Origin of the sequence: Emticicia sp. CRIBPO, from assembly GCF_009905725.1 — a bacterium.
Classification (GTDB): Bacteria; Bacteroidota; Bacteroidia; order Cytophagales; family Spirosomataceae; genus Leadbetterella.
The window spans coordinates 125093-147789 of record NZ_JAAAKV010000007.1; the positions used below are offsets into that span (position 1 = coordinate 125093).

Here is a 22697-nt window from a genome sequence, read left to right on the forward strand (position 1 = left end):
CCTGTTTGGCTACAGCTAAATACCTTTGAATTCATTTTCAGATCAATTATGTCTCTTACATCACTGACGCTTGACAGAAGCCTTCAAAAGAAGATCAAATTTCTGTTATTTATCCCGAAATTCATTGTTAAGTTTTTGTTAGCAACTGTAGGCTGGGTGCTGACATCAGCCCTGTGTTTTTATACCCAAACCACTGTTTTTGACTTTCCTGAAACCACTCCGTTTGGAGGAGAAAACATCCATAACCCCTACCAGGAAGTAAAAGGACAGGTCATCAAAGCCAATTTTCATGCCCATTCAAAAGCCTGGGGGGGACTTACCAACGGTCATAATTCTTCTGAAGAGTTGCTGGACTCCTACCAAAAGAAAGGTTACGCTTTTGCAGGCATCTCCAATTACTTTGCGACCGATCCGCTCAATAAAAATTTCGCGGTTTATGAACATGGCATCAACCTGATGAAGTCTCACAAACTGGCCATCAACCCTTCCTCGGTCGAGTACTTTGATTATCCTTTATTTCAAAACCTTTCTCAAAAACAGGACATCATCAACAGGCTTCGCGACAACGACGCCCTGGTGGCTCTGGCCCATCCCAATTTTATGAAAGGCCACTCCACAGAAGACATGAAGCAACTGACAGGATACCACTTTACTGAAGTCCTCAATCACTACCGTACTTCCGAAGAAGAATGGGATGCTGCCCTGAAAACAGGTAAGCTGTCCTGGATACTGGCCAATGATGATACACACGACATTCATAATGAACCCACGCATAAAATCTGGAATGAAATCTATGTGACTTTACCCGGAAATAACCAGATGACGAAAAGCCTGCTGGAGGGTAAAAACTACGGCATCAACACCAAAAACGGCATAAATGATCTGAGTATAAAGCAATTGAAGGTAATAGGCGATTCCGTCCACTTTGATTTCGGAAGCAAAGCCATTGTGATAAAAGTAATCCTCGATGGCGAAGTATTTCAGACCTTGCAGCAGTCGGAAGGAACAGTCTTTTTTCCGAAAAACGGCCAATACATGAGACTGGTGGCTGAGTCTGAAGAATCATCACTGTTTACTAATCCCCTCGTCAGATATTCAGATAAAAAGCCCGGGCTGGTCTCTCACATCAGCCCGGTGATCAATTACCCCAAAACCTATTTTCACCGGACCTTATTCTATCTTGCCATCGCCTTAATGATCATGTGGCTGACAGGATTCCGGCCGAAAATGACCGGTGGTGGATTCAGATTGAAAAGAAGACAGCCTGTTTATTCCTGATTCCGATAGAGAAGGGTTTCTGTTCCGAAACCCTTTTTATTCATCCGTGTCTGAGCACGCTGCTTACGGTCTGTAACAATCGGTGACCTTTTTCCACTTGGCGACATTGTCCTCATAAACACCCCTGTAGTAACGGATGAGATCCTGATGGCGGGTCTGAAATTCGGTGGTCATCCGTTTATTAAAACCCCGCTCACGAAAAACGCATTCAAAATTAAGGATCCGGCCGATCAGTTGTTTGTAATCATCCAGCAGCTCCTTACTTCCGCCATTATTCAGGGCATTCAGATAACAATCCTGGTACATGGTGAGAGCGGTTTCGTTCACTGCCAGGCCCTTTTCCAGCCAGCCGTTTTCAAGACACTCTCCCTCCAGAGGATAGAAACTGTTGTCAAATACCTGTTTTTCATCTTCCAGACGGGTATAGAAAAGGAAATTATCTGCCTCCTCAATGACGCATTTGAACTTATTCAGACAAAAATAAGACAGCCACTCCGAAAGGCTCAGAGGAGATGTTTCGGAAAAGTTATAGTCAAAAATGAAGTCTTTGCCTTCAATACTGATCATCGGAGCCACATGATAACCCCAGTTGATCCAGCCGTTAGGCGAAATCTGGTTGCGGTCATAGATCCTGAATGATTCATTCGATTTGACGGAATATCTGGACGGTGCAAAAATCCAGATCTTTTTATGTGCAATTCCCCTGCTTCTCAGGATAAGAGAAGCCAGGTGTGCATTACAGTGACAATTGCCCTGAAGATACCGGTAAACCGGATACAATGTCCTTCTGATTTCGTCAAAAACCGGTTGGAAAGCCAACTCCGGTACAGCTTCTTTAAGCGTCAGCATTGAAAGATTATTTACAAATCAAAAGTACCCTACTTAAGGAAGTATGTCGTCAAAAAATCAATTAAGGAATTGTAAAATATTCGTGAGCGGGTCCGACCCCCAAAACTTAACAAATTGTTGAATTACTGATAACATCCCCGATATTTTCAGGCCCTATTTTTGTAGTCCTGAAATAACCCGGTTAATCAACCCTCAGTTAAGGTTGAAACCAATTCAATTAACCCTGAAATACGTTTATGGAAACTTCAGAAAAGGTCTTAAAAGAAATAGAAAGCTTGTTCCTCAAAGGCGGTAATGAGCAATATTTCGGCGAAAAAGTCACACAATTTGAACATGCCGCCCAGGCCGCTATGCTGGCCAAAAAATCCGGGGCAAGTTTAGAAGTCCAGATCGCCGCTTTTCTGCATGACATCGGGCATCTCCTGGAAGATGATCAGGCAGACCAGATGAACGGTTACGGCCGTAAAGACCATGAAGAAGCCGCTGCCGACTGGCTCAGAAACAGCGGGTTCTCAGAAAGAATCATTTTGCTGACAGAAAACCACGTCAATGCGAAACGATACCTTTGTTTTTCCAATCCTGATTATTACATGGCCCTTTCAGAAGCGAGTAAAGTGACCCTTGAGTTCCAGGGTGGTAAAATGACCCTCGAAGAAGCCGTCATTTTCGAAAATAATCCTTATTTTAGAGACATCATTAACCTGAGGCTGTGGGACGATGAAGCCAAAGTAGTCGGAAAGGAAACGCCTGATCTTCAGTATTTCCTTCAGCTTTGTGAATCAAGTTTCGTTCACGCCTGAGAAATTAAAACACTGACCTTATATTTCATGAGAATATCTGTAAAAACAACAGCATTAATGCTGTTGATCTTCATTGCCGGGCAAGCGGCTGCACAACAAAAAACGGAGAACGTATTCATCATCACCACCGACGGATTCAGATGGCAGGAACTCTTCGGCGGAGCAGATTCGGCCCTCTTAAACAAAAAGGAATATGTAAGAGACCGCCAGAAGCTGGTCAAAACCTTTTGGTCTGACACCCTGGAAAACCGGAGGAAAAAACTTATGCCTTTTTTCTGGAACACAATCGCCAAACAAGGTCAGTTATACGGAAACAGGTGGCTGGGTAATAAAGCCAACCTCATGAACCCATACTGGTTTTCCTATCCAGGCTACAACGAAATCCTGACGGGTTTTGCCGACGACAGCGTCAAGTCCAATGACAAACTCTGGAATGCAAACGTATCGGTGCTCGAGTTTTTAAATCAGCAAAAAGCCCTAAAAGGCAAAGTCGCCGCTTATGCCACCTGGGATTGTTTCCCTTATATCATCAATTCTCAAAGGAGTGGTATTCCGGTTAATGCGGGTCTGGAGCAAGTCACGGGTAACGTCAGCGAAACGGAAAAGATACTGAACGAGATTCAGTCCACTTACCCCAGCCTGGCCAGCAACAGGCATGATTTTGTTACTTATTACCTGGCCAAAGAGTACATCAAAAAGAATAAGCCCAAGGCATTCTTCCTGGCATTTGATGAAACCGACGAGTTTGCCCATGAGGCCAAATACGACGAGTATCTTTTTGCCGCCAATACGGTAGATAAATTCATCTCTGACTTATGGACTTATTGCCAGAATACGCCTCAATATAAAGACAAGACCACCTTCATCATCCTCACTGATCATGGCAGAGGAGATAAAAATAAAACTCAGTGGACCAGCCACGGGCAGAAAATAGCCGATTGTTATCAGATCTGGACCGCGGTAATCGGCCCTGACACACCGGCTTCGGGTGAAATGACTTCCCAGGATACCATATATCAGAATCAGGTAGCTAAAACGGCCGCAAAGTTTCTGGGCTATGACTTTACCAACGGAAAGGAAATCGGGAAAGTAATAGAAAGTGCGTTTAAAAAGTAGGTTTACAGGCTTTGGAGTGGATTACTGGATTTACAGGATATTACCTGTTCCTACATATAGATGACCTTTGAAAGTTATTAAATAGTCCGCTTATTCCACCCAAAGCTTATACCCCTTTCCATGAATATTGGTGATTTTGACACGGGGATCGTTTTGCAGTTTTTTCCTGAGTTTGGATACAAAAACATCGAGGCTGCGGCCAATCACGAAAATGCCTTCGTCTTCCCAGACCTCTTTCAGCAACCTGTCCCTTTCAACCGTTTCGTTCTGATGCCTGGCAAAAATATGAAGGATTTTGGATTCCTTATCAGACAGTTCAACGGTCTCCTGCTTGTTTTTCAGGAGCTTCTTTTCAAAATAAAAAGTGTAGGCCCCGATCATCAGAAAAGGCTCTGTTTCTTCCGGTACAGGCTTTTTAAGTCTTTTCCGGGCATAAAACATAACGAGCATCACTACAGAAAACAAGGTAATCAGCAGGACGTTTTTCCCATTTATTACACTCACTTCGTTTTCTATAAACTCAATATCAATCACGTAACAATCTTCCGATTGACTGCGGCCGATACAAGGCAATACATCCCCTTTCTTTGTGTTCATCTCATAGCCGAAGACCAGCTGTGAGACTCCGCAATTCAGCACGCTGACACGGTAATCCAGGGGCAAACCTGCGGCCTTCAGTCTTCTGTGAACAACTGCGACCAAAGTATCCGGCATGAAAGAAAATTTATTCTGAAACGCAAGCCTGAAAGTGTGTTCCCCATACTTTTTGACAGGGAGAATCCTGGAAGAGGAATCACCGGAAATGAGCAGCAAATGATGCCCGATTTCCCTGACGACCAGCTCGGCTCTTTTTTCTAAAAACACGCTGTCGTCCTTCGGTAACAGTGTACTGGCCGAGAAGGCTAAACCCGAAAAAAACAAGATGTAAATAGTCAGTTTCATATCCCAAATGTAGAGCAAAATCTGCTAAGAAAATAGATTTTGCATCTGCTTTTACACTTTTTTACATTTCTTTTACGCTTGTCAGTGAGCAGGTTACGACATTTGAACCATTAATCAATCAAAACAAATTCAAATGATGAAAAAGACCAACTGGCTTTTCACAGCCATTCTAGCCCTGGGTTTCAGTCAGATTTCACTTGCTCAAAAGTCCTTTTCAAATTGCTCCGCTGCCTTTCTGAACAACAAGATGGTGGTCAGCGAATACACCGACAAGGGTAAGTGCGAGATTTCGAACGCAACCTCCGGCAATCTCACCGTCAACACTGTAGATTTGTCTTCTGTAGAAAGCAAAGCCGTTGATAAAATTACTTTCAAGGTAGCTATCCGCGACAAAAACACAGGCACGTTGACGATGTTTTCTGACGCCGAATACACAGCAGTAGACATCAAGTCCATTTTATCAAAATGCAAAAAAGGAGACCACATTGTACTGCTGACACTCAATGCCGAGTTTTCTCTGCCTCATAATGAGATTCTGGTCAACTGACACCACGTTTTTCATCTCAGGGGTGGTTTGTCTCCTGAGATGAGTTTTCACTTAACCCTCTTCTTTAACATTCTAATCTGAAAACCCGCACTTTTACACTGGTTCAAAGTCTTAACTCATCATAACTTTAAACCACTGAACCTTCCAGAAATAAGTATATCATCTTAATCTGAAAACCGTAAGAGACTATTAATTTCTATTTAAAAAAGAGAATCCATTTCGAAACAGAAATAATTTCCTCTGCTCATTCTTATATTTTCATTTTCGTATATGCTAACATTCCGAAAAAACACGTATTTCTACGCTATTGCGAATCGTTAAATCACCATAGATTTGCATTAACTAAATTCACATACGCAAATGAGTGCCATGCACATAAACAAGGTCCTGAATGACGCATCTTTCAGCGTCATTCAGGTATCTGAAAACCCTCCTCATACCTTCTCATTTCCCCGGTAAATCGACAAGATCTGAAACGTTAAATTGCGAATTAAAATTAGTTTCGTAAATTGTTATCCAATATTCAACCTCCGTAAATCAATAAAAACGATCATGAGAAAAACAATAAGCTTATTGTCACTTGTACTTCTTTTGGCCAACGTCCATGGCTATGCCCAAAAATCAAAAAAAGGATGGATTCCACTTTTTGACGGTAAAACATTCACCGGATGGAAAGTGGGCGACAACGCCTCCACTTTCAGCATTGAAAACGGCAGCATTGTTGTCAACGGACCGGTAGCTCACCTCTTTTATGATGGTCCGGTTAACAACCACAGTTTCAAAAATTTCGAATTTAAAACACAGGTCATGACCACTCCCGGCTCTAACTCGGGTATCTACTTTCATACCGAGTATCAGCAAGGCAGCTGGCCCGCGAAAGGCTATGAAGTACAGGTCAATAACTCACACACCGACTGGAGAAGAACCGGCAGCCTTTATAACATCCAGGACGTGAAAGATACGCTTGTAAAAGACAATGTATGGTATACAGAGCACATCATTGTGAAAGACAAGCACGTGACCATCAAAATCAACGACAAAGTAGCCGTAGAATATGACGAGCCTGCCGAACTGCCTAAAAACAGAGGAGGCCGCAGAATTGATGCAGGCACCTTCGCCCTTCAGGGACACGATCCTAAAAGCAAGGTATATTTCAAGGACATTTATGTTAAGCCCTTGCCTTGATCCGGTGCGATAACAAAAAACGGGAAAGACTTCATTTAAGAGGTCTTTCCCGTTTTTTTATGGTGATACCTTAATCGGTTCTTATTTTATAAATAATGCCTCACAATCCAGTTTTTCAGCAACCTGATCCCGTAGGCCGTCGCTGATTTCATACTGCCATATTCCGAATCTCCGAAAGCCACCCCGGCAATGTCCAGGTGAGCCCAGTTGGGATGTTCATCGATAAATGTCTCCAGGAATTTGGCCGCGGTAATCGCACCTGCAATAGGAGCAGAAGAAAGGTTTTTAATATCTGCCACATCAGACTTCATCATGTCCTTATAATCATCCCAGAGCGGCATTCTCCATGTTTTTTCCCCGGTTTCCTGGCCGGCATCAATCAGTTGCTGAGCCAATGCATCATTATTCGACAACAAAGCCGAGGCCGCGTAACCCAAAGCCATGATACAGTTTCCGGTTAGCGTAGCCAGGTCAATCATCACTTCAGGATTGTAGTTCTTTTTCAGATACGCCAATCCATCCGCCAGGATAAGTCTGCCCTCAGCGTCCGTATTGATCACCTCAATGGTTTTCCCGGCATATGACCCGATGACATCCCCCGGCTTGATCGCCAGCCCGTCGATACAGTTTTCGGTCACCGGCACCACACCGACAATATGGACGGGAAGTTTTAACCTGGCAACCAGTTCAATGGTCCCGATTACAGCCGCCGCACCGCCCATGTCCGACTTCATGTAATTCATGTTGTCACCGGGTTTCAGCGACACTCCTCCGGTATCAAAAGTAACGCCTTTGCCTACCAGGCCTATGGTCTTTGATTCACCACCTTTATATTCGAGGACCAGAAATTTAGGGGGATTTTCAATGCTGCCTTTCCCAACCGCCAGCAAAGCATGAAGACCTAAGGCTTCGCACTGTTTTTCGTCAAAAACCTCCACCTTATATCCAAAGCTTTTTCCTGACTCCAGCACGAAATCTGCCAGTTGCTGAGGGGTTTTGTAATTAGCCGGGGCATCTACCAAAGCGAGTATCCTGACCTGCGTTTCTGCTGTCTCCACCCCTGCCTTAACGGCCTGAGCCACTTCCGATTGTTTTTCAGTACTTACTATCAGTTCTGCGTCAAATTCCGACTTGAAAAAATCCGGCTTGTCATCCCTGTGTGTTTTCTGTGCCCCTAATTTATATGAAGCCAATAATAATCCGTTGACCACAAATTCAGCAGCATCCTCCAGCTGACCACTGACCAGATCAATAGCCACAGACGCATCAGAAACATTTCTTTTATGATAAAAAAACGACCTGAAAATCTTAATGAAATCTGCAGACTTTGGAGCTTTTCCGAGTCCCAGCAAGTATATTTTCTGACCTGAATCCTGCTTAAAAAGCAAAAGGCTTTCTTTAGCCTCAGCCTTAAATTCCTTGGTGACAATCTCCGGCTTCATTCCGGCAAAAGCCGCCACGGCTGTCAGCTGTCCTTCCAGAAGTTCCCCCTGAGAAAAAGGAATAACAACGATGGGTGAATGGGCTGAGATTTCAGTCCCTGTTTTTATATTCATGATGAGTGAATTGATTTTTTTATGATTTTGAATCGCCAAAGAACATCCATTCAATGGCTTTCGGGAACTCCTGCCCCCAGCGTTTTTCCTTGTGTTCTCCTTTCGGATCTACCGAGGCATGAATCTCCAGTTTCGAAGCATCAAACCCCTGGCCTTCGATTGTACTTTTCAGCCTGTTGACATTCGGAAGCATAAACTTACTCTCTTTGCCTCCCGCATATAAATAGATTTTGGTGTCAATCGGGTTAAAAAACTCAACCGCATCAAAATATATCTTATTGGAAACCCAAAGTGATGGCGAGAATACCATCAGACGCCCAACGGTTTCGGGATACATAAACCCGGCATAAATACTGATAAGGCCTCCCATCGAACTACCCCCGATACCGGTAAACTGCCGTTCTGGCTTCGTCCTGTAGTTTTTATCGATATATGGTTTCAGGGTCTTGGCGATAAAATTGGCATACTTCATCCCCTGCCCTTTGCCTTTCTGGACACTCTTATAAGGCGAATATTCCACAAAACGGTCCTCGTCTCCATGGTCAATCGCCACCACGATCACATCACCCTTCTGCTGACTGGCCAGCAATGACAATCGCTTATCTATTTCCCAGTTACCATACACAGAGCCCTCACCATAAAGGTTCTGAGCATCCTGCATGTAAAGTACCGGATAGCTTTTTTCGGGGCTGCTGTCATAATCATGAGGAAGAAGGATATTGACCTTCCTTGACTTGCCTAACTGCGGGATTACAAACTCCTCAGACACCAGTTCGATTTTCGGCATCAGTCTTTTGATAAAGGCTGTTGAGCCGAAGTTTCTCCAGTGGGGCACAAAATCCTGTACTTTTGCAGGTTTTAGGGGAATGAGCCTGTTAAGACCCGGATTTCCATAATTATCCAGCTCCACGTGGTCCCAGCCACCACGGGTATATTTGTATTCTATTGCTTCTGATCTCTGTAATTCTGAAGAAAAGACAAATTTATATTTTCCTTTGGCCACTTTGGTCATTTCAAATTTGGGCTCGTCAGGATGCCACTCACAAAAATTGCCTGAAATAAAGACAGGCCTGTCATCATCTTGCGGAGTGGTAAGTTCCAAACACAGTTGATTTCTCTCACTCATTTTATCATTAGAGATGGTTAACAGTGCAAATTTATTGATTTTTTTGAAGATCGGTAATAAATCTCGAAACGTACAGGGAATCACCCCGTTATGATTTAATTATACATCTGAAAAGTACAAAGAAATTCAAACTTTACGTTAAAATGATCATTGAATGAATTAATTGTTAATTTTGTGGTTCATCTGATTCTCTATCCAAACATTTGATCTATGTCTTTAGAACTGGAACAAACCATCATAAAGCTTTCTACCCCGCTTTATGCTATCCTTATCCTTTCGGAAATATTTATCAGTAACTGGCAGCACAGGAAGTACTATTCTTTTAAGGAATCTCTGGTCAATGCCGTCATGATGATCCTGAACGGAGGTATTGATTTGCTTTTCAGGGGAGTGTATGTTGTAGTCCTGCTATGGTTTTACAATTACAAAATAGGTGTCATTTCCAATCCTTATCTTTACTGGTTCATGCTGCTTCTGCTGCAGGACCTTGCCTTTTATGTGCTTCATTATGTGGATCATTACTGCCGGTTTTTCTGGGCCATGCATGTGACCCACCATTCTGCCGAATATTTCAATCTGACAGCCGGGTTCCGCTCATCGGTATTTCAGCCGGTGTACCGTTTCATTTACTTCATACCATTAGCCCTGATGGGTTTCCATCCGGCAGATATCATCCTGATGTATGCCATCACGCAGTTATACGGTGTTTGTGTTCATACCAATTATATCAATTCATTCGGCTGGCTGGGGTATATCCTCGTCGAACCTTCGCACCATAGGGTACACCACGGATCAAATGTTGAATACCTTGATAAAAACCTGGGGATGTTCCTGATCATCTGGGACAGGATGTTCGGCACTTTCCAGGAAGAAGTAAAAGAGATTCCGATCAAATACGGCCTTACCACCAAAATAGAGGATAAGTCTATTCTCAACACTATTTTTCATGAATGGAAAGCCATTTTCAGGGATGTTAAAAACTCCCCGGATATGAAGACGGCATTTAAATATGTTTTTAACCCGCCGGGATGGTCTCATGACGGCCGGAGTAAAACCAGCATACAACTCAGAGAAGAACTTCAGAAACAACAAAGCCCGGTCAGATAACCGGGCTTTTGTTTTTTATAAGGAAGAAATGATTTTATACAACTCCTAATCTTACCGTATTGGTACGGTTATCTTTCATGATCGGAACACTTAGTGTATTGATGAATTTATCGCCTTTGCTGAGTTTACCGGCTTTTACCAAAAACTCCTTGGCAGATTCAACAATCTCCAGCTCCTTGTTTGCAATAAGGTTTTCAGAAGAGAACACTTCAACACCCCAGTAAAGGCTCAATTGTGTTTTCAGCTTCTCATTACCTGTAAATATGTAAATATTGGATTTCGGACGGTGGTGTGACAACCTTACGGCGGTATAGCCTGAAGTAGTAATACCAATCAGAGCACTTACATTAAGGTCCCTTGCCAGTCTTGACCCCATCATGATCACATTATCATTGTCTTTGTCTTTAGACTCATAGTCAGGTAAACTTACCCTTGTATGGTGTCTGAAATACAATCTTGAAGCATCTCCGTATTGCTCAACCTGCTCGATGGTTTTTGTCATGGTCTCAACAGCCAGGATAGGATATTTACCCGAAGCACTTTCTGCACTGAGCATCACAGCATCAGCTCCGTCAAGTACGGCATTGGCCACATCACCCACTTCTGCACGCGTCGGACGCGGATTGTCAATCATACTTTCAAGCATCTGAGTAGCAACAATTACGGGCTTAGCCGCAAGGTTACACTTATAAACCAGTGTTTTCTGGATTACCGGTACTTCCTCAGAAGGCATTTCCACGCCAAGGTCACCACGGGCCACCATCACAGCATCAGTAGCGGCAATGATCTCGTCCATGTTCTTGATCGCTTCCGGTTTTTCTACTTTGGCAATCACTTTGGCAGTGCTGCCTTTTGATTTGATATATTCTTTGATATCCAGGATCTCCTTAGCTGTACGTACAAAAGAAAGAGCGATCCAGTCCACATCATTAGCCAGGCCAAAGTCAAGATCTCTCCAGTCTTTGTCGGTTACAGAAGGCTGCGAAATGTCTGTACTTGGCAGGTTAACACCTTTTTTCTGCTTCAATAATCCACCGTAAACAACCTCTGTGGTTACTTCCTGCTTCTCTTTATCCACACCGATAACCTTCACTTCAAGCTTGCCGTCGTCCATCAGGATACGCTCATCAAGTTTCACATCCTGGTACATTCCTTTGTAAGGAGTACTTACTCTCTGGGCATTTCCTACCACATCTTCATTGGTGAAAACCAGTTTGTTTCCCGCAATCAGCTCTACACCGGCATTACCGCCTTCCATCTCACCTACCCTGATTTTCGGTCCCTGAAGATCTTGAAGAATAGCACAATTGAAACCGTAATCGGCATTGATCTTTCTGATTTTTTTTACTCTTTCCAAATGGTCTTCATGTGTACCATGTGAAAAATTCAAACGAAAAACATTAACCCCGGCCTTCGCCAGAGCGATTAACATTTCCTCACTTTCTGATGCTGGACCTACTGTCGCAACAATCTTGGTTCTTTTATTCATTTATCAAGAGATTATTAAAGTCTTTGGCTTTGGAAAGCTGCAAAATTAAAAACATTAGTCCAGACTATCAGAATAAAATTTCAGTTTGTTTAAAAATACATGGCATATTATTCCTTTTTACGCTTCAGCGGCTTCAAAAATTTTACATAAAATTGTTTTTGTCCTACATTTGTATGGTATTAAGATTTATCAATTTTATAATCATCTATCGTTATGAGTCAACAAATCTATGTTTTCGATACTACATTAAGGGATGGCGAGCAGGTTCCCGGTTGTCAACTGAATCTTGAAGAGAAGGTAATGCTGGCAGTAGAACTCGATAAACTGGGTGTTGATATCATTGAAGCAGGTTTTCCGGTATCCAGCCCGGGTGATTTCAAAGCTGTGGATGCGGTATCAAGAGCGGTGCAGAATGCCACGGTATGTGGTCTGACAAGGGCCGTAAAAAACGACATTGAGGTGGCTGCAGAGGCTTTAAAGCATGCAAAAAAGCCAAGAATTCATACAGGCATCGGAGCATCCGATATCCATATAAAGTACAAATTTAACAGCAACCATGACGATATTCTTGAAAGAGGCGTGGAAGCAGTAAAATATGCTAAACGATTTGTGGAAGATGTAGAGTTTTATGCTGAAGATGCCGGCAGGGCCAACCTTGAGTTTTTAGCCCGCCTGACAGAAGCCGTCATCAAGGCCGGTGCTACTGTCGTGAATCTTCCGGACACTACAGGATATGTCTTGCCTCACCAGATGTACGACCGCATCGACTACCTGATGAACAATGTACCCAATGTAGATAAAGCCATCCTTTCTATGCATAACCACAATGACCTCGGCATGGCCTCAGCCAATACCATTGCAGGGGTAAGGGCGGGTGCAAGACAGGTGGAGGTAACCATCAACGGTATCGGCGAGCGTGCCGGTAATACTTCACTTGAAGAAGTAGCCATGACCCTCAAAGTGCACAAAGACCTAGGTTTCTATACCAATATTAAAAGTGAAATGCTGGCCCCTATCAGTCACCTGGTTTCTAAAACCATGAGAATGCCGGTGCAGGCCAATAAAGCCATCGTAGGCCGCAATGCCTTCGCTCACTCTTCAGGTATCCACCAGGACGGGTTCCTGAAGCATTCTGAAAACTATGAGATCATGACACCTCAGGAAGTAGGTATCGACAAATCCGATATCGTACTTACTGCCAGAAGCGGCCGCCATGCGATCAAACACAGACTCGAGCTTCTGGGATATAGCACTGATAAAGACAAACTGGATGTCATTTATGTACAGTTCCTTGAACTGGCCGACAGGATCAAGGAAGTCAATGACAGAGACCTGGTCGTGTTAATGAAAGAACTTGAAATTACCATTTGAAAACAACGGTTTAGCCGGGGATGAATTTCAAAGCTGAGCCCAGGTATCAAAGGACCCGTTAAAATTACTCTCTCCGTAGCAGGTATAAAGCAGATCATTTCCCGCATTTAGAAACTTTCTTCAGATGCGGGAAACAGCTTTTTCATTGCCTGAACCTTCTCACAGGTCAATTCTTCCAAATGTATTATCAACCTTCTGATTCAACATAAATGATGGAATCTCATCCGAATATTACCCTGATCCATGACTTTTTCAAAGCCTATTCAACGAATGACACTGAGGCAATCGGCAGGATCCTCGCTGAGGATATCAAATGGCACATTCCCGGAACCCACCCGCTGAGCGGAACAAAACTGGGTGTTAAGGCAGTCCTGACATATTTCCAGCAACTGCATAAAGGACATTTTAGGGCGGAACCCATTGTTATAGGAGTAAACGACAATTTTGTTATTGACTGCCACAGAAACTGGAGCAACCTGGAGGGCGAGGAAAATTTAAACAATATGTCGTGCCTGTTGTGGAAGATTGAAAACGGCAAAATTGCTGAGGTTCATAATTTTCCGGAAAATCAGCAGATCGTTGACGTGTTCTTTTCAAAGCTCTATAAGTGATTTGTGAGGCAATGAGCTGTAAACCTTAAGCTATAAGCTTTTGACCAGGAAGATTCAGGTTAACCGGCTCAATTCACCCCCCTGAAGCTTACGGCTGATAGCATGCCGCTTATGCTACAAAAATTCCTCTGATTTTTTTATAAAATATTGGTAATCATAAATATTAATTCCTATCTTTGCAGCCCCAAATACAACCTTATTTGTGCTGCCCGTTCAAAAAAGGTAATGCGAAGTTGAAGGAGATGGTAATTCCGGATCGTCTTAAGTGCTTAGAATTAGCACCTTGAACTTAAAGAAATCGAGAGCTAAAACACAAGCTCAGCCAGTTGGGAGGCCCTTGTGAATTAACTCTTAAATTGATTATTAAAACGTAAAATTTATTCATCGTGGATCAATTAAGTTACAGAACAATTTCAGCGAATCGCGAAACTGTTGATAAAAATTGGGTGGTGGTAGATGCGACAGACAAAGTTCTGGGCCGTCTTTCCAGCCAGATCGTAAATATTCTTAGAGGTAAAAACAAAACAAACTTTACCCCTAATGTTGACTGCGGAGACAATGTTATTGTCATCAACGCAGAGAAAGTTCGTTTGACCGGTAAAAAAATGACCGACAAACAATACATACGTCACACTGGTCATCCGGGCGGACAGCGTTTTGCTACCCCTCGTGAGCTAATGGCAAAAGACGGAAGAAGAGTAGTTGAGTTTGCCATCAAAGGTATGCTCCCTAAAAATCGTTTGGGAAGCAAGTTGTTTACCAACCTTTATGTATATGAAGGTGCTGAACATCCTCATCAGGCTCAACAACCAACGTCAATCGAACTATAATTTTATTTGAACTGTAAAAATTTAGAAATAAAATGCAAGTAATCAACACGGTCGGAAGAAGAAAAACAGCTGTGGCTCGTATCTACATGAAAGCGGGCAACGGTGATGTTACTGTCAATGGTCGCGATCTTAAAACTTACTTCCCAACTGAAGTTCTTCAGATTATCCTTAACCAACCCTTCGGTGTGGTTGATTCTACAGGAAAATTTGATGTGAAAGTCAACGTAAGAGGTGGAGGAATCGCAGGTCAGGCAGAAGCCGTAAGAATGGCTATTTCCCGTGCTTTATGCGAAGCAAATCCGGAAAACAGAGGTCCTCTTAAAAAAGAAGGATTCTTAACCCGTGATTCTCGTATGGTTGAACGTAAAAAATACGGTCGCCGTAAAGCTCGTAAGAGATTCCAGTTCTCTAAACGTTAATTCGTATTTCAATGTGTTGTATACAGGCTTCAGAAGTTTGTATACAATGCATTTTCGAATATTTCGTCCAGACAGTACTTATCGTGCCCGATGTACTGTGCTGCAAATCAATTTATTTACTTTTAAAAAACTATCGCAATGGCACAGATTCAGTACAAAGATCTATTAGATGCAGGTGTTCACTTCGGTCACCTTACCCGTAAATGGGATCCGAGAATGGCTCCGTATATCTTTATGGAGAAAAACGGGATTCACATCATTGATTTGAACCAATCCCTTACAAGTCTTGAGCAAGCTCAGGGCTTTATCAAAAACATCGTTCGCTCTGGTCGTAAAATCATGTTTGTGGCTACCAAGAAACAAGCACAGGAAATAGTTTCTGAAGAAGCGAAACGTCTTAAAATGCCTTTCGTAACAGAAAGATGGTTAGGTGGTATGCTAACCAACTTCTCGACTATCAAAAAATCACTTAAAAAACTTAGCAACATCGAAAGAATGCTTTCTGATGAAGCTACTGCCAAGAACATCGCAAAACGTGAAAAGCTGATGCTTGATCGTGAGCGTATCAAATTGGAGCGTTTACTGGGTGGTGTTGCTGATCTTTCGAGACTTCCGGCTGCCTTGTTCATCGTTGACATCAAACGTGAGCACCTTGCTATCGCCGAAGCAAAACGTCTGGGTATACCTGTTATCGCTATGTGTGATACCAACTCAAACCCTGAAATCGTGGATTACCCGATTCCAGCCAATGACGATGCTTACAAATCTATCTCTTTGATCACCCTTGCTATCGGTAAAGCGATCGAAGAAGGTATCATCGACAGAAAACAAGATAAAGAATCAGCTGCCCTTCAGGACGAAGAAGATGCTAAAAGAGCTGTTGACGGAGCCCGTGCGGTAGTTAACAGATCTGAAGAAGGATCTGAAGAAGGTGGTAAAAGGAAAAGAGTTAAAACAGAAGCTGCTGCTGAAGAGCCTGCTACTGAAGTAGCTGCCGAAACTGCTCCTGCTGTTGAAGCTGAAGCTCCGTCTGCGGATGAAACTGAGGCTTAATAAAACTTTTTTAAGATAATAGAATAGCCCGAAGCTCTAGCTTTGGGCTGTTCATTTTAAGGTAGAATTTACATAAAAATTAACAAAATAATAATACAATGAATATTACAGCTGCTGACGTGAACAAACTACGTCAACTGACAGGTGCAGGTATGATGGATTGTAAAAAAGCCCTTACCGAAGCCGAAGGAGATTTCGACAAAGCAGTAGAAATACTTCGTAAAGCAGGTCAAAAAGTTGCTGCCAAACGTGCTGACAACGCTACATCTGAAGGTGTCGTTCTAGTCAATGTAAGTGCGGATGGAAAAGAAGCTAAAGTAGTAGCTTTCGCCTGTGAAACTGAGCCCGTTTCTAAAGTTGAAGACTTTAAAAACCTTGCCAATAATATCCTGGATTCAGCAGTTAAAAATAACGCTGCAGATACTGACGCCCTTTTGGCTTCAACGCTTGCAGATGGCCAGTCTGTTCAGGAAAACATCACTGAGCTTGTTGGTAAAATCGGTGAAAAACTGGTTATCTCTGACTACTCTACCATTACAGGTGAGCAGGTAGTTGCTTATATCCACTCTAACCAGAAAGCAGCCGCTATCGTTGCTTTTGAAAACACAGGTGGAACAGATTTGACTGAACTTGGAAGAGACGTAGCGATGCAGATCGTAGCGATGAAACCGGTTGGTCTTGACAAAGACAGCGTTGATCCTGCCGTTGTTGAAAAAGAAATCGAAATCGGAAAAGAACAAGCTCGTCAGGAAGGAAAACCTGAAGCTATGTTGGAGAAAATCGCATTGGGTAAACTGGCTAAATTCTACAAAGAATCTACTTTGTTGAACCAGGAATTCGTTAAAGATTCTTCTGTAACTATCGCTCAGTTGCTTGAAAAAACTGTAAAAGGTTTGAAAATCTCTTCTTTCAAAAGAATTCAGATCGGATAATTTCCGGAATAGCATAGATCAGAAAAACCGGAAGGCGACCCTTCCGGTTTTTTTGCATATAGTTTAGAATGAATATAAACTATCCTTGTTTAATTTCTGTGATTTCCTGATATTTGTACCCCGAGAAATTTACAAAAAACAATATGACTCAACCTGCCATTAACACGAAACTTTGGACGAATCCCTTCTCTTCAGCCTCTTCCCTTGAAGACAAGGTGTTCTTTCTGTTGCGTTTTGGTGTATTGGGTTGCTTTGTAGGCCATGGCTTCTGGGGCATTGTAACCAAGGAAGGCTGGTTACCGTTTTTTGATGTATTCTTTATCGACAGGTCTCCCGCTTTCTTTATCATGCCGCTGATCGGCACCATGGACATCCTGATCGGCCTTATCTGTTTTGTCTACCCTACGAGAGCATTGCTGGCCTGGGCCACGTTCTGGACGCTGTTTACGGCCATGCTCAGGCCTTCGGCAGCCATGGGGATGTCAGAGTTCTTTGAAAGAGCCGGAAATTACGGTGTTCCGCTGACTTTCTTATTACTGCACGGTTTTCCAACCTCGAAAACAGAATGGTTTGAAAAACTGAAACCTTTGACATCATTCAGCCCGGCACAGCTGAAAACCGCGGAGCTCGCACTCAGAATCAGCCTCTTCAGTCTTCTGGCAGGCCACGGCGGACTGACGGTATTCAAGCAAAGTGTTGTCCTGATCAAGCACTTCAATTACCTCGGACTTGACCCTTCTATCACCAATTTCCGTCTGTTCGGTTCATTTGAAATACTTCTCGGCTTTCTGGTGCTCCTTAAACCACGGATCCCGGGTCTTATGCTTTTTATCCTGGTATACAAACTTGGTACAGAACTCATCTTCCCCTTTGCCGGTAAACCCATTGATATCTTTGAAACCATTGAGAGGATGGGTGATTTTGTGATTCCGGTGATATTATTTTTGATTTATAGCTCTTCTGATTTCAAAGCCGTTAAAAGCTAACGCCGGGATCAAGTCCGTCTTTCTTTAGAGATAAAACTATCAGACATAGCCAAAAAATATTCTGTCGTACTTTTTATTGACATTGTTCATGAGAAAACACATCCTTTCACTATCACTTTCAATTTTGTCATTTTCTTCTTTTGCTCAGAAAGCAACCTTTGGTTTAAGGCCAGGCATTAATATGGGATGGAGCAAAACTTATAATATGAGGTATCACGGTTCAAAGTTTGAGAAGAGCTTCATGACAAGTTTTTCTCTTCCGATTGAAATACCAATCAAAAATAAACTCTCACTTCAACCGGAATTCAGCTTTATCCAAAAAGGTATAAAAGCCAATTTGCACGGAGGATATATAAATTATACGGAGATTATGAAACTATCTTATCTGGAAGTTCCATTTCTCGCTAAGTTAAACATAGTAACCACTTCGAAAATAAAATTAGAATTCATTCTTGGACCAGGTATGGGTTATGCCATAAATGGATATATATATGGTGGAGAGACCGACAAACAATCTTACAGACGTGTAAATCAACTTAGCTTTGATAATGATATGAAAAGGATCACCCTCAACATAAATGTAGGTTCAAACCTTCAGCTCACTAAAAAAGATGGAAACATTGTCTTTGACATCCGATATCAGCATGGTTTGTCCAACGATGCAAGAGACAATCAATATACCTCAAATCCTGTTTTCAAATCGAGAGGGTTAATCTTCTCAGCAGGATACATGATTCCTTTCAAAAAATAACTTATAAAAAAAGAGGATGCCCTAAAGCATCCCCTCCGATTTGCAACAAAAACAAGTACTGATATTACTCAATCGCCACACCTTCACAGAAGTTTCTGTTAAGGCCTTCATACACTCCACAGATCAGTACTCCTTCTTCATTTTGTTTCTTGGCTTCAGCAATAGCATTTTTTGCATCCGCGATAGAATTTACTTTTACATTACCGATCCTGGTAATGATAAAGCCTTCTCTTATATTTTCAGCATCACGTGCTATAAAACCGTTGCTGCTGATCGACGTAATTCTGACTCCGTTTCTCACTCCGATCTTGGCTTTCTCTTTATCAGAAATTTCTTCTACTTCGATACCAAGCTTACCAAAAGCAGTCGCGGTTGTTACTGCCGGTTTTTTAAGGATCCCGCTTCCGCCTTCATTATTTCTTAATGTTACTTCTACATTTTTGGTTGAGCCATCCCTGTTCACCTGAATATTGACTTTTTCACCTGGTCTTTTTCTGGCAATCAATTCTCTGAACTTAGGCTCTGATTTGGTCTCAATGCCATCCACTTTGAGAATAACATCTCCTTTTTTCAAACCTGCGGCTTTAGCAGCACTTTCTCCCGGCAAATCATAAATCAATATACCGGATGTCAATTTTGAATCAAGTTCCTTATAGTTTTTATTATTCAACTCTACAGGCTGAATACCCAGATATCCTCTCTGCACATTCCCGAATTTAACCAGGTCCATTGTCACCTTCTTAACGATACTCGAAGGCACCGCGAAGGCATATCCTGCATAGGCTCCGTTTGGAGAAGCAATCGCCGTGTTGATACCGATCAACTCACCATTAAGATTAACCAGAGCCCCACCACTGTTACCAGGGTTTACAGCCGCATCAGTCTGGATAAAGGATTCAATCGGAGAATCTCCTCTTTGTTCCCCTTCTCTTTGCATCTGCATTCTGTTCTTAAGGATACTGATGTCACGACCGATGGCACTGATAATACCGGCAGTTACAGTAGATTCCAGGTTAAAAGGATTGCCTACAGCCAATACCCACTCGCCCACTTTCGCTTCATCTGAGTTTCCGAAAACTATCGCCGGAAGTTTGGTTTCTTCTATTTTTATCACCGCAATATCTGTCGACGGATCGGTTCCTATGACTTTAGCCGTATATGATTTCTTATCATAAGTCACAACCTCCAGTTCACTCGCTCCTTCAACCACGTGGTTATTGGTAGCAATATAACCATCTTCTGAAATGATAACGCCTGAACCTGATGACTCCTGTTGCTGGCTTCTCATACCTCCTCCACCACCTTCATCAAACCCAAAAAACTCTTCAAATATGGATGGCATCCTCTGCCTCATCTGTCTTTCAGATTTAGCCTTGATATGCACAACAGCGGGGGCAGATGTACTGGCCGCATAAGTAAAATCACCTGGCTGGCCAACCGGCATATTGGCATAATTCACCAGGCTGTTGATACCTTTAGAGGGGGCTTCTTTCAAAAAAACATCACCTTCTCTCTTTTCTATCGCTTTATAACCTACAATAGTTGCGACACTGGCGGTCACGGCAATCAGGGCGGTTTTCCATTGATTATTTATCATAGCTTTTCTTTAAATTAAATTTTCTACGCAAATTTATTTTTCTATCTGAATTAAAACGCAAATTCCTTAAATAAAATTTAGATTGGCCGGCAATAATTAACATACATTAACTAAAAGACACTACGCCAAAATAGCGTAGTGTCTCGTCGTTATGAAAAAGCATTAGTTTACTGAAACCAAACGCTGTTCTTTTGGTTTAGCTTCTTCTTTCTTAGGAATTGAAATTTTTAAAATCCCATCTTCATAAGACGCCTCAATCGCATCTCCGTCTACGGTGTTCGGCAATTTAAAGACTCTTTCGAATGAGCTGTAGTTAAATTCCCTGTGAGTGAATTTCTCCTTCACTTCTTCCTTCTCCTCACTTTTCTCAGTCGAAACTTTAAGGCTGTTTTCGTGGACCACCACTTTAAAATCATCTTTCTTGAAACCGGGTACTACAAAATCAATCCTGAAATTATCATCTCCTTCGATGATGTTGACAGCAGGAACGGTTTTCTTTGCTGACTCTGTCGCCAGGGTTTCAAAATTGTTTAGCAAACCGTTAACCAAACCTGGAAATGCATGATAGCCACCGAAATTTCTTACTAAAGTACTCATATCTGTTTTTGTTTTAATGTTTGACATTTTTAATAAATAACTATGTCATGCCAATGATCAAAAAAAATACCAATACATTTTTGAAGACAAAATGGCCGGATTTATCAATTCTGCAGAAACAAACAATGCCATTTTGTCATTACTTGATCAATGTCTAATAAAAAAGCCCTCCACTTTGTCAGTGAAGGGCTTTTATATATCTGTTGTTTCTCAGTTATATTTCCTTATTCTTGGTTTTGAGGATAATATATTTCCCGATTTTTGCTCCGCAAATCAGTCCCTCATTACATCCTGATTTATAATGTATCCCGCCATAAATCCGGCTGATCCCGCAATTTTCCGCAGCTTCCCTGAAAGAATTGAATTTCTTTACCCCGTGTCCGTATTTATATTCAGTAGAGTCCGTAAAAGCAACCCTATCGCCAAACAAAGCCGTCAACACCTCTGCAGAAGCAGACGAGATCGTACTGTGTCCGCTGGTATATTCCGGGAATGGCGGCGTCTGAAGGAAAGGCATCCATTTCGGATCTATCTCAGCGTTGATAACCGTCTCTCCCCTTACTTTTTCTGATTTATACTTTTCATACCAGCAACTGATAAACCCGTCATACAAAGCTGCTGAAACCAAAAGATAAGCCTCCGCAGACTTCATCAGGTCAGCCTTTTCCTGGCGTGAAACCGTGCGGGTGATGGCCAGCCAGTGTCCTCCCGGCGTCATTTTTTTATTGGCAAACATCACGTGCCCCTGTACATTCATGACAAAGGCGTTATCATCCCAGAACCAGGCGGTGCTTTTTTGTTCTTCCGTCAGGTTTTTACCGATATTATAAAGATCCATCAGTTCTTTCCAGAACGGACTGTTTTTATCTTTTGAATAAGGAATTACCGGTGCTGCCGGAAAAAGGTTGGCTGAATCCAGGATAGCCGTACGGATGGTATTCCAGTAAGGCTCCATCGCATCAGCATATTGCGGCGGAGTAGGTACCCATTTACCCTCTTCGTTTTTCACAGTATAACGCTGTCCCCTGGTCTTTGCATAATTATCCTTTTTCGAATACTCCATGACATGCCCCGCAACAGCCTCTCCATAGGCTACCGATCTCTCAAATACATCCTCAGGAACACCGGCATCTTTGAATTGCTTGTAGACACCATTCTCAAACTCATCGTATTTCGTTACCGTAAAGGTGATTTTCCTTGCAACGGTAAATATCGCCTTGATACTGGCCAGCGGATAGCAATATTCCTTCCCGGCTTCCGGTTGAGGCGGGGCCGTAAAGTCCTTGTATTTCCCGGCCATAGACTTGTACTCAGGATTTCCCGGCACAAGGGCTTCATAGCCTGCAAGTGTAGTTAATAAGTAAATTCTGGAAGCTACCGGCGGAGAAAATATATCATGTATAATGACATCGGTAAGTTTTTCAAAAGTGCCGTGATAAAACTCAGGATTGTTTGTAATCTTACCGTATTCTTCAGGGCTTTTTTTCTTCTGACATGAAAGTGTTACAAGAACTAACAACAAAAAAGATAATTTTTTCATGAGGGCTTATAATTT

At 42.4% G+C, this 22697-nt stretch carries 22 protein-coding genes; 14 read left to right on the forward strand and 8 right to left on the reverse strand.

The window, feature by feature from the left end:
* The first annotated feature begins 48 nt into the window (after positions 1-48).
* Positions 49-1278 (forward strand): hypothetical protein, encoded by a 1230-nt coding sequence (locus GVN16_RS15405; RefSeq protein ID WP_166564808.1) that lies wholly within the window; start codon positions 49-51, stop codon positions 1276-1278.
* 63 nt (positions 1279-1341) lie between these two features.
* On the opposite strand, the gene GVN16_RS15410 is transcribed toward GVN16_RS15405, so the two are convergent.
* The gene (locus GVN16_RS15410; RefSeq protein ID WP_166564809.1) at positions 1342-2127 is read right to left on the reverse strand and encodes a protein-glutamine glutaminase family protein; all 786 of its coding nucleotides are present in this window, start codon (positions 2125-2127) and stop codon (positions 1342-1344) included.
* 236 nt (positions 2128-2363) lie between these two features.
* Between GVN16_RS15410 and GVN16_RS15415 the strand changes: the two genes are divergently transcribed.
* Together GVN16_RS15415 and GVN16_RS15420 are read left to right on the forward strand one after the other, a co-directional pair.
* Positions 2364-2927, forward strand: coding sequence for an HD domain-containing protein (locus GVN16_RS15415; protein ID WP_166564810.1), 564 nt, complete (start codon positions 2364-2366; stop codon positions 2925-2927).
* 57 nt (positions 2928-2984) lie between these two features.
* Positions 2985-4043 carry a phosphoglyceromutase gene (locus GVN16_RS15420; protein ID WP_166564811.1) on the forward strand — a complete coding sequence of 353 codons (1059 nt, stop codon included), beginning with the start codon at positions 2985-2987 and terminating at the stop codon, positions 4041-4043.
* Positions 4044-4133: 90 nt separating this feature from the next.
* On the opposite strand, the gene GVN16_RS15425 is transcribed toward GVN16_RS15420, so the two are convergent.
* Positions 4134-4985 carry a winged helix-turn-helix domain-containing protein gene (locus GVN16_RS15425; protein ID WP_166564812.1) on the reverse strand — a complete coding sequence of 284 codons (852 nt, stop codon included), beginning with the start codon at positions 4983-4985 and terminating at the stop codon, positions 4134-4136.
* A gap of 133 nt (positions 4986-5118) precedes the next feature.
* On the opposite strand from GVN16_RS15425, the gene GVN16_RS15430 reads away from it, so the two are divergent.
* Together GVN16_RS15430 and GVN16_RS15435 are read left to right on the forward strand one after the other, a co-directional pair.
* Positions 5119-5532 carry a hypothetical protein gene (locus tag GVN16_RS15430; RefSeq protein WP_229244196.1) on the forward strand — a complete coding sequence of 138 codons (414 nt, stop codon included), beginning with the start codon at positions 5119-5121 and terminating at the stop codon, positions 5530-5532.
* 552 nt (positions 5533-6084) lie between these two features.
* Complete coding sequence (locus GVN16_RS15435; RefSeq protein WP_166564813.1) at positions 6085-6717, forward strand: DUF1080 domain-containing protein; 633 nt, start codon at positions 6085-6087, stop codon at positions 6715-6717.
* Positions 6718-6803: 86 nt separating this feature from the next.
* Here the strand turns inward: GVN16_RS15435 and GVN16_RS15440 are convergent, their stop codons facing one another.
* Positions 6804-8273 (reverse strand): M17 family metallopeptidase, encoded by a 1470-nt coding sequence (locus GVN16_RS15440; RefSeq protein WP_166564814.1) that lies wholly within the window; start codon positions 8271-8273, stop codon positions 6804-6806.
* A gap of 19 nt (positions 8274-8292) precedes the next feature.
* Positions 8293-9399 carry an alpha/beta hydrolase gene (locus GVN16_RS15445; RefSeq protein WP_166564815.1) on the reverse strand — a complete coding sequence of 369 codons (1107 nt, stop codon included), beginning with the start codon at positions 9397-9399 and terminating at the stop codon, positions 8293-8295.
* Positions 9400-9609: 210 nt separating this feature from the next.
* Between GVN16_RS15445 and GVN16_RS15450 the strand changes: the two genes are divergently transcribed.
* Positions 9610-10506 (forward strand): sterol desaturase family protein, encoded by an 897-nt coding sequence (locus GVN16_RS15450; protein ID WP_166564816.1) that lies wholly within the window; start codon positions 9610-9612, stop codon positions 10504-10506.
* A gap of 34 nt (positions 10507-10540) precedes the next feature.
* Here the strand turns inward: GVN16_RS15450 and pyk are convergent, their stop codons facing one another.
* The gene (gene pyk, locus GVN16_RS15455; protein WP_166564817.1) at positions 10541-11995 is read right to left on the reverse strand and encodes a pyruvate kinase; all 1455 of its coding nucleotides are present in this window, start codon (positions 11993-11995) and stop codon (positions 10541-10543) included.
* Between the two features lie 213 nt (positions 11996-12208).
* On the opposite strand from pyk, the gene GVN16_RS15460 reads away from it, so the two are divergent.
* The 8 genes from GVN16_RS15460 to GVN16_RS15495 all read left to right on the forward strand — a co-directional run bounded on the left by GVN16_RS15460 (position 12209) and on the right by GVN16_RS15495 (position 18948).
* Positions 12209-13366 carry a 2-isopropylmalate synthase gene (locus GVN16_RS15460; protein ID WP_166564818.1) on the forward strand — a complete coding sequence of 386 codons (1158 nt, stop codon included), beginning with the start codon at positions 12209-12211 and terminating at the stop codon, positions 13364-13366.
* 209 nt (positions 13367-13575) lie between these two features.
* Complete coding sequence (locus tag GVN16_RS15465) at positions 13576-13977, forward strand: nuclear transport factor 2 family protein (RefSeq protein WP_166564819.1); 402 nt, start codon at positions 13576-13578, stop codon at positions 13975-13977.
* Positions 13978-14363: 386 nt separating this feature from the next.
* Complete coding sequence (gene rplM / locus GVN16_RS15470; RefSeq protein ID WP_166564820.1) at positions 14364-14807, forward strand: 50S ribosomal protein L13; 444 nt, start codon at positions 14364-14366, stop codon at positions 14805-14807.
* Between the two features lie 32 nt (positions 14808-14839).
* Positions 14840-15226, forward strand: coding sequence for a 30S ribosomal protein S9 (rpsI, locus tag GVN16_RS15475; protein ID WP_166564821.1), 387 nt, complete (start codon positions 14840-14842; stop codon positions 15224-15226).
* A 138-nt stretch (positions 15227-15364) separates the two neighbouring features.
* On the forward strand, positions 15365-16279 hold the full coding sequence (gene rpsB, locus GVN16_RS15480) for a 30S ribosomal protein S2 (protein ID WP_166564822.1): 915 nt from the start codon (positions 15365-15367) through the stop codon (positions 16277-16279).
* A 98-nt stretch (positions 16280-16377) separates the two neighbouring features.
* A complete protein-coding gene (gene tsf, locus GVN16_RS15485; protein ID WP_166564823.1) occupies positions 16378-17211 on the forward strand; it encodes a translation elongation factor Ts in 834 nt (277 codons plus the stop codon).
* 143 nt (positions 17212-17354) lie between these two features.
* Positions 17355-18197 carry a hypothetical protein gene (locus tag GVN16_RS15490; protein ID WP_166564824.1) on the forward strand — a complete coding sequence of 281 codons (843 nt, stop codon included), beginning with the start codon at positions 17355-17357 and terminating at the stop codon, positions 18195-18197.
* Between the two features lie 88 nt (positions 18198-18285).
* A complete protein-coding gene (locus GVN16_RS15495; RefSeq protein WP_166564825.1) occupies positions 18286-18948 on the forward strand; it encodes a porin family protein in 663 nt (220 codons plus the stop codon).
* Positions 18949-19012: 64 nt separating this feature from the next.
* Here GVN16_RS15495 and GVN16_RS15500 read toward each other — a convergent pair whose 3' ends face one another.
* The 3 genes from GVN16_RS15500 to GVN16_RS15510 form a co-directional block, all read right to left on the reverse strand.
* A complete protein-coding gene (locus tag GVN16_RS15500) occupies positions 19013-20545 on the reverse strand; it encodes a trypsin-like peptidase domain-containing protein (protein WP_205748884.1) in 1533 nt (510 codons plus the stop codon).
* Positions 20546-20707: 162 nt separating this feature from the next.
* Positions 20708-21142 carry an Hsp20/alpha crystallin family protein gene (locus tag GVN16_RS15505; RefSeq protein ID WP_166564826.1) on the reverse strand — a complete coding sequence of 145 codons (435 nt, stop codon included), beginning with the start codon at positions 21140-21142 and terminating at the stop codon, positions 20708-20710.
* Positions 21143-21356: 214 nt separating this feature from the next.
* Positions 21357-22682 carry a vanadium-dependent haloperoxidase gene (locus tag GVN16_RS15510; protein ID WP_166564827.1) on the reverse strand — a complete coding sequence of 442 codons (1326 nt, stop codon included), beginning with the start codon at positions 22680-22682 and terminating at the stop codon, positions 21357-21359.
* Positions 22683-22697 lie beyond the last annotated feature (15 nt).